The 9,139-nt window shown below is 68.2% G+C and carries 8 protein-coding genes and 1 riboswitch; of the genes, 7 read left to right on the forward strand and 1 reads right to left on the reverse strand.

Features of this window, described 5'->3' with window-relative positions:
• Positions 1–76: 76 nt before the first annotated feature.
• Positions 77–1,333, forward strand: a complete 1,257-nt coding sequence (locus tag ACFWFI_RS37305; protein WP_387399325.1) for a L,D-transpeptidase — start codon at positions 77–79, stop codon at positions 1,331–1,333.
• A 62-nt stretch (positions 1,334–1,395) separates the two neighbouring features.
• Here the strand turns inward: ACFWFI_RS37305 and ACFWFI_RS37310 are convergent, their stop codons facing one another.
• Entirely contained in the window at positions 1,396–1,797 is a 402-nt protein-coding gene (locus ACFWFI_RS37310; protein ID WP_387399327.1) for a DNA-binding transcriptional response regulator, read from the reverse strand.
• A 187-nt stretch (positions 1,798–1,984) separates the two neighbouring features.
• Between ACFWFI_RS37310 and ACFWFI_RS37315 the strand changes: the two genes are divergently transcribed.
• The 6 genes from ACFWFI_RS37315 (at position 1,985) to ACFWFI_RS37340 (ending at position 9,090) form a co-directional block, all read left to right on the forward strand.
• Positions 1,985–2,605 (forward strand): aa3-type cytochrome oxidase subunit III, encoded by a 621-nt coding sequence (locus ACFWFI_RS37315; RefSeq protein ID WP_014045480.1) that lies wholly within the window; start codon positions 1,985–1,987, stop codon positions 2,603–2,605.
• Positions 2,606–2,660: 55 nt separating this feature from the next.
• Complete coding sequence (locus ACFWFI_RS37320) at positions 2,661–3,470, forward strand: cytochrome bc1 complex diheme cytochrome c subunit (RefSeq protein WP_387399329.1); 810 nt, start codon at positions 2,661–2,663, stop codon at positions 3,468–3,470.
• Complete coding sequence (locus tag ACFWFI_RS37325) at positions 3,467–4,519, forward strand: cytochrome bc1 complex Rieske iron-sulfur subunit (RefSeq protein ID WP_387399331.1); 1,053 nt, start codon at positions 3,467–3,469, stop codon at positions 4,517–4,519. The genes ACFWFI_RS37320 and ACFWFI_RS37325 overlap by 4 nt, the downstream gene beginning before the upstream one ends.
• A complete protein-coding gene (locus tag ACFWFI_RS37330) occupies positions 4,516–6,141 on the forward strand; it encodes a cytochrome bc1 complex cytochrome b subunit (RefSeq protein WP_387399333.1) in 1,626 nt (541 codons plus the stop codon). The genes ACFWFI_RS37325 and ACFWFI_RS37330 overlap by 4 nt, the downstream gene beginning before the upstream one ends.
• Positions 6,142–6,264: 123 nt before the next feature.
• Positions 6,265–7,329, forward strand: coding sequence for an anthranilate phosphoribosyltransferase (gene trpD, locus ACFWFI_RS37335; RefSeq protein ID WP_387399336.1), 1,065 nt, complete (start codon positions 6,265–6,267; stop codon positions 7,327–7,329).
• Between the two features lie 84 nt (positions 7,330–7,413).
• Positions 7,414–7,531, forward strand: a riboswitch (SAM riboswitch).
• A gap of 182 nt (positions 7,532–7,713) precedes the next feature.
• On the forward strand, positions 7,714–9,090 hold the full coding sequence (locus tag ACFWFI_RS37340; RefSeq protein ID WP_387399337.1) for an aminotransferase class V-fold PLP-dependent enzyme: 1,377 nt from the start codon (positions 7,714–7,716) through the stop codon (positions 9,088–9,090).
• Positions 9,091–9,139 lie beyond the last annotated feature (49 nt).

Below are 9,139 nucleotides of genomic sequence, written 5' to 3' on the forward strand. Positions count from 1 at the left end.
CAGTAATGAGCGGGCCGGGCCCCCGTTTGCAGTCACTGAACGCGCTGGATCGGATGAATCTTCTTAGCGTGGGTTCATGAACCACACGCCGCGCATCCGCACCGTAGTGAGCTGCACTCTGCTGGTCGTGACCCTGGTTGCAGGTGCGACCGCCTGTGGCGAGCCCGATGGTCATCCGCTGTCGCTGAAGCCCTACGACGCCGCCGACCTGATCGACTTCAACGGCCCGTCCAAGGACGAGAAGGCCGACCCCGACAAGCCCCTCGAAGTCACCGTCAAGGATGACGACGCGAAAATCACGGACGTGACGGCCGTCGACACCGAGGGCCGCCACCTGGCGGGCGAACTCGACGCCGACGGGAAGCGGTGGCACTCCACCACCTCGCTCGCGGCCGGCACCCGATACACGGTCAAGGTCTCGACCGAGAACGGCGACGGCGCCCCCGGCAGCCGTACGTACGCCTTCGGCACGACCTCGGCCAAGAAGTTCCTGAAGGTCGCGTTCGGCCCGCAGGCGGGCACCTACGGCGTCGGACAGCCCCTTACGGCGGAACTCAGCGCTCCGGTAACCGACAAGGCCGGCAGGGCCACCGTGGAGCGCGGGCTCCAGGTCCGGTCCACGCCCGCCGTCACGGGCTCCTGGTACTGGGTCGACGACAAGACCCTGCACTACCGGCCCAAGGAGTACTGGCCCGCCGACGCCACCATCGACATCCGCAGCAACCTCAAGGGCATCAAGGTCACCAACGCCCTCTACGGCGCCGCCGCGAAGCCCCTGAAGCTCACGACAGGAGACCGCATAGAAGCGATCACCGACGCCTCGGAGCACACCATGACCGTCCTCCGCAACGGCGAAGTGATCAACACCCTGCCGGTCACCACGGGCAAGCCCGGCTTCGACACGCGCAACGGCGTCAAGGTGGTGCTGGCCAAGGAGCAGTTCGTACGCATGCGCGGTGAGAGCATCGGCATCGCCGCGGGCTCCTCGGAGTCCTACGACCTGCCGGTCTACTGGGCCACACGCGTCACCTGGAGCGGTGAGTACGTCCACGCGGCGCCCTGGTCGACGGGTTCACAGGGCAACGCGAACGTCAGCCACGGCTGCACGGGCATGAGCACCGCCGACGCCGAATGGTTCTTCGAGACCGTGCGCGAGGGCGACATCGTCAAGGTCGTCGGAAGCGACGGCGAGACGATGACGCCGTTCGACAACGGCTTCGGCGACTGGAATCTGGCCTGGGACGCCTGGCAGAAGGGCAGCGCCCTGCACGGCGGCGGCACGCCGGCCACCGGCACCGACGTCCAGACGGCGCGGCTGCGCCCCCAGGTCTGATCCGGCCGGGAGTGCGCCGCGCCCCGAAAGGACACCGCGGAGGGGTTCGGGGCCCCTCCGCCTCAGGCTCCTACGGAGAGCCTGTGGCGCAGCAGGGAGGCCAGGGCGTCCGCGAAGTCGACCGGGTCGACCGGATGAGTCACAGCGGCGTCCGCACGGCTCCACGTGGCCAGCCAGGCGTCCTGCGGGCGTCCGATCAGCAGCAGCACGGGCGGGCAGTCGAAGATCTCGTCCTTGATCTGCCGGCAGACGCCCATGCCGCCCGCGGGGGCCGTCTCGCCGTCCAGCACGCAGACATCGATGCCGCCCCGGTCGAGTGCGCTCAGGACGGCCGGCAGGGTGGCGCACTCCAGGAACTCCACCGGTGGCACGTCCGCCGCAGGCCTGCGCCCGGCTGCCAGCCTCACCTGCTCACGGGTGTTGGCGTCGTCGCTGTAGACCAGGACCGTGGCGGTCGGCTGCATTGTTCCTCCGTGACGTCTGTGTCTTCGGGGCTCTCCGGGCATGAACCGATGGGCGGATCGTACTCCGGTGGACTGCCTGTCAGCACCGGTAAAGACGGCGATTCGATGGGCCGTTCGGTGAGGACACACACCACTGACACACCGAACGGCACCCCCCGGAGTGAGGGCGGGATAAGCGACCGACATAATGTCGGTCGTGGCGACAGCAACGACAGTAGAAACCGGGCACGCGCACCCGTCGGTCAATCGACCGAACCTCACCAGCGTCGGAACCATCATCTGGTTGAGTTCCGAGCTGATGTTCTTCGCGGCCCTCTTCGCGATGTACTTCACCCTGCGATCGGTGATGGGACCCGATCACTGGAAGGAGATGGCTCACCATCTGAACTTCCCGTTCTCGGCGACGAACACCACGATCCTGGTGCTTTCCTCTCTCACCTGCCAGCTCGGCGTTTTCGCCGCGGAGCGGGGCGATGTGAAGAAGCTCCGCACCTGGTTCATCATCACGTTCGTGATGGGTGCGATCTTCATCGGAGGCCAGGTCCTCGAGTACACCGAGCTGGTCAAGGAGGCGGGTCTCTCCCTGTCCTCCGACCCGTACGGTTCGGTGTTCTACCTGACGACCGGCTTCCACGGTCTGCATGTGACAGGCGGTCTCATCGCCTTCCTGCTCGTCCTGGGCAGGACATACGCGGCCTCGAGATTCACCCATGAGCAGGCCACCGCCGCCATCGTCGTGTCCTACTACTGGCACTTCGTCGACGTCGTCTGGATCGGCCTGTTCGCCACGATCTACATGATCAAGTAACCGGGCTCGCACCCACTCACCATCGACGCAGAAGATCCTGACACCGGGGTAATCCGTGAAAAAGCTCTCCGCACGACGACGCCATCCGCTGGCGGCAGTCGTCGTACTACTCCTCGCGCTGGCGGCTACCGGGGGGCTGTACGCCGCGTTTGCGCCTGCGGGTAAGGCGCAGGCCGACGAAACCGCCCAGTCCCTCGCCATCGACGAGGGCAAGAAGCTCTACTCCGTGGGCTGTGCAAGCTGCCACGGATCCGGCGGTCAGGGCACCACCGACGGGCCGTCCCTCGTGGGCGTCGGCTCCGCCGCCGTCGACTTCCAGGTCGGTACCGGACGCATGCCGGCTCAGCAGCCGGGCGCCCAGGTCCCGAAGAAGAAGGTCATCTACACCCAGGCCGAGATCGACCAGCTCGCGGCGTACGTCGCGTCCCTGGGCGCCGGTCCGATCACGCCCACCCAGAGCCAGGTCGACCCCTCGGGCGCCGACGTGGCCAAGGGCGGCGACCTGTTCCGCACGAACTGCGCGCAGTGCCACAACTTCACGGGCGAGGGCGGTGCCCTGACCAAGGGCAAGTACGCCCCGAGCCTCGAAGGCGTGAGCCCGAAGCACATCTACGAGGCCATGCAGACCGGCCCGCAGAGCATGCCCTCCTTCCCGGACAGCACCATGCCGGAGCAGGAGAAGAAAGACATCATCGCGTACATCAAGACCGTCAACGGTAATGAGTCCGAGACCCCCGGCGGGCTCTCGCTCGGTGGCCTCGGCCCCGTCAGCGAAGGTCTCTTCGGCTGGATCTTCGGCCTGGGCGGCCTGGTCGCCATCGCCGTATGGGTCGCGGCCCACACCGCTAAGGCCAAGAAGTCATGAGTAGCCAACAGATTCCAGAAGAGAACCTGCCGGTAGAGCAGGGCACCGCGCACGGCGCGGTAGAGGGTGCGGGCGACCCGTTCGCCGACCCGGGGCTGCCGGCCCACAAGCCGCGCATCCAGGACATCGACGAACGGGCCGCGAACCGCTCCGAGCGGGCCGTCGCCTTCATGTTCACGCTGTCCATGCTGGCGACGATCGGCTTCATCGCCTCGTACGTCATCTTCCCGGTCGACAAGATCGTCTACATCTGGCCGTTCGGCCACGTGAGCGCGCTCAACTTCTCCCTGGGTCTGACCCTGGGGCTGGCGCTCTTCCTCATCGGCGCGGGCGCCGTCCACTGGGCGCGCACCCTGATGTCCGACGTGGAGGTCGCCGACGACCGGCACGCCATCGAGGCGGAGCCCGAGGTCAAGGCCAAGGTCATGGCCGACTTCGCGGCCGGCGCCCAGGAGTCCGCGCTCGGACGGCGCAAGCTGATCCGCAACACGATGTTCGGTGCGCTGGCCCTGGTGCCGCTCTCCGGTGTGGTGCTGCTGCGGGACCTCGGTCCGCTGCCGGAGAAGAAGCTCCGCAACACCCTGTGGGCCAAGGGCAAGCTGCTCGTCAACATGAACACCATGGAGCCGCTGCGTCCCGAGGACGTCGTCGTCGGTTCGCTGACCTTCGCCATGCCCGAGGGCCTGGAGGAGGACGCGCACGACTTCCAGTCGCAGATCGCCAAGGCCGCCCTGATGATCATCCGCATCGAGCCGGACAACATCAAGGACAAGCGTGAGCGCGAGTGGGCCCACGAGGGAATCGTGGCCTTCTCCAAGATCTGCACCCACGTCGGCTGCCCGATCAGCCTGTACGAGCAGCAGACGCATCACGTGCTCTGCCCGTGCCACCAGTCCACCTTCGACCTCTCCGACGGCGCCCGCGTCATCTTCGGTCCGGCCGGTCACGCCCTTCCGCAGCTGCGGATCGGCGTGAACAGCGAGGGCAACCTCGAGGCGCTCGGTGACTTCGAAGAGCCCGTCGGTCCTGCCTTCTGGGAGCGCGGATGAGTACTGCGACGGAAACACAGCGCAAGGCGCCCGCCGGTGAGCGGGTGGCCGACTGGGCGGACGGCCGGCTGGGCATCTACGGCCTGGCCAAGGCCAACATGCGCAAGATCTTCCCGGACCACTGGTCCTTCATGCTCGGTGAGATCTGCCTCTACAGCTTCATCATCATCATCCTCACGGGTGTGTATCTGACGCTGTTCTTCCACCCGAGCATGAACGAGGTCGTGTACCACGGCTCGTACGAGCCGATGCAGGGCATCCGGATGTCCGAGGCCTACGCCTCGACCCTGGACATCAGCTTCGACGTCCGCGGTGGTCTGCTGGTCCGGCAGATCCACCACTGGGCAGCGGTGATCTTCCTCGCCGGCATGTTCGTGCACATGTTCCGGGTGTTCTTCACCGGCGCGTACCGCAAGCCGCGTGAGATCAACTGGCTGTTCGGCTTCCTGCTGTTCGTCCTGGGCATGTTCACCGGGTTCACCGGCTACTCGCTCCCGGACGACCTGCTCTCCGGTACGGGTGTGCGCTTCACGCAGGGCGCCATCCTGTCGATGCCGATCGTCGGTACGTACATCTCGATGTTCCTGTTCGGCGGGGAGTTCCCCGGTACGGACATCATCGCGAGGTTCTACTCGATCCACATCCTGCTGCTGCCGGGCATCATGCTCGGCCTCGTGGTCGGCCACCTCATCCTGGTGTTCTTCCACAAGCACACGCAGTTCGCGGGGCCCGGCAAGACGAACAAGAACGTCGTCGGCATGCCGCTGCTCCCGGTGTACATGGCCAAGGCCGGAGGCTTCTTCTTCCTGGTCTTCGGTTTCATCTCGATCATCGCGGCGATCGCCACGATCAACCCGATCTGGGCGCTCGGCCCCTACCGTCCCGACCAGGTGTCCACGGGCGCCCAGCCGGACTGGTACATGGGCTTCGCCGAAGGCTTCGTCCGTGTGATGCCGGGCTGGGAGATCAACCTCTGGGGCCACACGCTGGTCCTCGGCGTGCTGATCCCGCTGGTCCTCTTCGGTGTGATCCTCGCGGCCCTCGCGCTCTATCCGTTCATCGAGTCGTGGATCACCGGGGACAAGCGCGAGCACCACATCCTGGACCGTCCGCGCAACGCTCCGACCCGTACCGGTCTGGGTGTCGCCTGGGTGACGATCTACTTCGTGATGCTGATCGGCGGCGGCAACGACATCTGGGCGACCCACTTCCACCTGTCGCTCAACGCGATCAGCTGGTTCGTACGGATCGCCTTCTTCGTCGGCCCGGTCCTGGCGTTCGTCGTCACCCGGCGGATCTGCCTCGGCCTCCAGCGCCGCGACAAGGAGAAGGTGCTGCACGGGCGCGAGTCCGGCACCATCAAGCGCCTGCCGCACGGTGAGTTCGTCGAGATCCACGAGCCGCTCAGCCCGGGGCAGCTGCACACGCTCACGGCGCACGAGCAGTACAAGCCGTTCGAGATCGGCCCGACGGTCGACGAGAACGGTGTCGAGCGCAAGCCGTCGGCGCTGCAGAAGCTGCGGGCCAGGCTCAGCAAGAGCTACTACGGCGAGAACAACCAGATCGCCAAGCCCACTGCCGAGGAGTACAAGGAGATCACCAGCGGCCACGGCCACCACTGATCACCTCAGCTGACCGCCACAGCGGGAGCCCCGTCCATCCGATGGACGGGGCTCTTCGCTGTCCCCGGGGCTGGATAGGGTGGGAGGGATACCTCTATCGGCTGTGGACCCCAGGAGCGGACCATGAACGTTGTGACCCCGGACGGCGGCGACAGCGTGGCGGCCCGTACCTGGCCCGGCGTGCTGACCCCCCTCCTCCGCGGCGAGCACCTCGGTGCGGACGACACCGCGTGGGCCATGGACCGCATCATGAGCGGCGAGGCCACGGACGTCCAGATCGCCGGTTTCGCGGTCGCGCTGCGGGCCAAGGGCGAGACCGTCGACGAGGTCACCGGGCTCGTCCGCGCCATGTACGAGCACGCCCACACCATCGAGGTCCCCGGCCGCACGGTCGACATCGTGGGAACCGGCGGCGACATGGCCAAGACGGTCAACATCTCCACCATGTCGGCGATCGTCGTGGCGGGGACGGGCGCGAAGGTCGTCAAGCACGGGAACCGGGCCTCCTCCTCGGCGAGCGGGGCCTCGGACGTGCTGGAGAAGCTCGGCGTCAATCTGGAGCTGACCCCGCAGCGCGTGGTCGCCGTCGCCGAGGAGGCGGGCATCACCTTCTGCTTCGCCGTGAAGTTCCACCCCGCCCTGCGGCACGCGGCCAGGGCGCGCAAGGAGCTCGGTACGCAGACCACCTTCAACATCCTGGGCCCGCTCACCAACCCGGCCCGGGTGCGCTCCCAGGCCATCGGGGTCGCCGACCCGAAGATGGCGCCCATCGTGGCCGGTGTGCTGGCCGGCCGGGGGAATTCGGCGCTCGTCTTCCGGGGCGACGACGGCCTCGACGAGCTGACCACCACGGCGACCTCGCGGGTCTGGATCGTCCGCGACGGCGGCGTCCGCGAGGAGGCGTTCGACCCGCGTGACGTCGGCCTCGACCTGGTGCCCGTCGAGGCCCTGCGCGGAGCGGACTCCTCGTACAACGCGGATGTGGCCCGCCGGCTGCTCGACGGGGAGAGAGGCCCCGTACGCGACGCCGTACTGCTCAACTCGGCTGCCGCACTCGTCGCGCTGGACCCGGGCGCGGGCACGCTGAGCGAGCAGCTCTCGGGCGGGATCGAGCGGGCCGCGGAGTCGATCGACTCGGGAGCGGCCAAGCGCGCGCTGGAGCGCTGGGTGGCAGCCAGCAACGCCTGAAGGCGCACGATGTGAGCAGGGGCGCAGTCCGAATCGCGGACTGCGCCCTTGCGCGTCGCAGGGGTTGTGGCAAAATGCTGCGCAGGTCATGAGTGACAGCGACTACGGCCCCGGCCCGCTGTCCGGCAACCCTCCGTCCGTGGCGGGGTGCCCCGGGTGAAGACCAGGCCGCAGGCAGCGAGGTCTGTGGCAAGCGCGGGCCCCTCGGCATCGTTGGATGCCACCCCTTGGGGTCCTGGTCCCAGGGAGCCTCTTGTGAGCAAGCGAATGCGATAGGGCTCGACGCCCTTCTCCGCGCACCCTCTTTTCTTTCTTTCCCCGCGCTGCCGCGTGTTTTCCGACCGCCGGCGCGAGGATTTCGCCTGCCTCTTACGGGAGTTCGCCATGTCTGTCTCCACCGCTGCCGCTGACCAGACCATTTGTGCCCCGCTGCCGGTTCTGGGTGCCGATGTCACCGTTCCGCTCGTGACGGGTGGAGACGTCACCTATGCCGCCCTCGACTACGCGGCCAGCTCCCCGGCTCTCCAGCGGGTGTGGGACGACGTGGCCGCCTACGCCCCGTACTACGGCAGCGTGCACCGCGGTGCCGGATACCTCTCGCAGCTCTCCACCGACCTGTTCGAGAGCAGCCGCGTGACCGTGGCCGAATTCCTCGGCTGCCGTGCGGCGGACCAGGTGGTCTTCACCCGCTCGACGACCGACTCCCTCAACCTGCTGGCCGCCGCACTGCCCGCCGACTGCCAGGTGTTCGTCTTCGAGACCGAGCACCACGCGTCGCTGCTGCCCTGGCGCGACGCCAAGGTGACCTACCTCGACGCCCCTCGCACCCCGGACCAGGCGGTCGCCACGCTGGAGCAGGCCCTCGCCGGCCGCGACCCCCACGGGCCCGCCCTGGTCTGCGTCACGGGCGCGTCCAACGTCACCGGTGAGCTGTGGCCGGTGAAGGAACTGGCCGCCGCCGCCCACGCGCACGGCGCACGGATCGTGCTCGACGCGGCGCAGCTCGCGCCCCACCACCCGGTGGACATCGCCGAGCTGGACGTCGACTGGGTCGCCTTCTCCGGACACAAGCTGTACGCGCCCTTCGGCTCGGGTGTCCTCGCGGGCCGCGCCGACTGGCTGGTGGACGCCGAGCCGTACCTCGCGGGCGGCGGCGCCTCCCGCAAGGTCGCCCGGCGCACCGACGGCGGTGTGGACGTCGAGTGGCACACCACCGCGGCCCGGCACGAGGCCGGATCGCCCAACGTCATCGGCGTCTACTCCATCGCCTCCGCCTGCAAGGCCCTGACCGAGGCCGGCTTCGACCGGCTGGTCGCGCGGGAGCAGCAGCTGGTGACGCGGGTCCGTGAGGGCCTCGCCGACGTCCCCGAGGTCAAGGTGCTCTCGCTGTTCGGCGACGACGCCCCGAGGGTCGGCGTCCTCTCCTTCGTCGTCGAGGGATGGAACAGCTCGCACTTCGCCGCGGCGCTCTCCGCCGAGTACGGCATCGGGGTGCGCGACGGACTGTTCTGCGCCCACCCGCTGGTGCGCACCCTGCTGGGCAGTGAGCCGCAGGACCCGGGTGAGTGCGGCGCACCTGAGGCCGCGCCGGGGGAGCGGTCCCTCAACGCCATCCGGGTCAGCTTCGGCGCCGGCACGCCGGACGAGCACATCGAGAGGTTCCTGGGGGCCGTCCGCGAGCTGGTGAGCAAGGGCGCCCGCTGGACCTACCGCACCGAGGAGGGCCGCTGCGTGCCCGACCGGGGTGCCGCACAGGTCTGACGGTACGGAAACGGCTCCGGCCGGGGACAGGAGGCGTTTCGCCCTGTCC

It is taken from the genome of Streptomyces sp. NPDC060209 (assembly GCF_042728155.1).
GTDB lineage: Bacteria > Actinomycetota > Actinomycetes > Streptomycetales > Streptomycetaceae > Streptomyces.

Coding starts and splice junctions, on each gene's coding strand:
- trpD (WP_387399336.1), top strand. CDS start 6,265: ATGAACGTTGTGACCCCGGACGGCGGCGACAGCGTGGCGGCCCGTACC.
- ACFWFI_RS37340 (WP_387399337.1), top strand. CDS start 7,714: ATGTCTGTCTCCACCGCTGCCGCTGACCAGACCATTTGTGCCCCGCTG.
- ACFWFI_RS37330 (WP_387399333.1), top strand. CDS start 4,516: ATGAGTACTGCGACGGAAACACAGCGCAAGGCGCCCGCCGGTGAGCGG.
- ACFWFI_RS37305 (WP_387399325.1), top strand. CDS start 77: ATGAACCACACGCCGCGCATCCGCACCGTAGTGAGCTGCACTCTGCTG.
- ACFWFI_RS37310 (WP_387399327.1), bottom strand. CDS start 1,797: ATGCAGCCGACCGCCACGGTCCTGGTCTACAGCGACGACGCCAACACC.
- ACFWFI_RS37325 (WP_387399331.1), top strand. CDS start 3,467: ATGAGTAGCCAACAGATTCCAGAAGAGAACCTGCCGGTAGAGCAGGGC.
- ACFWFI_RS37315 (WP_014045480.1), top strand. CDS start 1,985: ATGTCGGTCGTGGCGACAGCAACGACAGTAGAAACCGGGCACGCGCAC.